The organism is Haloferax sp. Atlit-6N, assembly GCF_003383195.1.
Lineage (GTDB): Archaea > Halobacteriota > Halobacteria > Halobacteriales > Haloferacaceae > Haloferax > Haloferax gibbonsii.
Window position 1 is genome coordinate 1 of record NZ_QEQJ01000319.1, and the last position, 461, is coordinate 461.

A 461-nucleotide genomic window follows, 5' to 3' on the forward strand; every position below is an offset into this window, starting at 1 on the left:
GGTCGTCGAGTGCGCGATGTAGGAGGTCCCGTTCGCCCGGGCGTTGAACGTCGTCTCCCAGTTGTGGCGCTTCAGCGGGGAGTGCAGCACCTGTTGGTACTGATAGGAGTCGAAAAAGAGCTGGCCGCGGCCGTGGGTGAACGTCCGCTCTTCGACCCGGACCCGCTTCTGTGTCGTCGTCATATCGACGTACAGCGCGCCTCTCTGTGTGCCGAACCACGCCACCATAAAGTTGTCAGGCGCGAGTCCGTGCGACCACGCGTACGAACCGTTGTGGTAGGCGATGTCCGAGCCCGTGAGCCGGTACTGCGGATACTGCATGGACGATTGCGCGTAGTTGTCGGAGACGCTCCGGGGCAGCACACGCACGTTCTCCGTGGACGTATTTGGCAACGTGTCCAACCGCGTCGCGTCCTGCTGCACCTGCGTCGCCATATCGGTGTGCGCGTAGACGCCGCCCA

General features: G+C 63.3%; 1 pseudogene. It reads right to left on the reverse strand.

The window, feature by feature from the left end:
* Positions 1-363, reverse strand: a pseudogene (locus DEQ92_RS22550) (hypothetical protein); the annotation flags it as partial.
* Between the last annotated feature and the right edge of the window lie 98 nt (positions 364-461).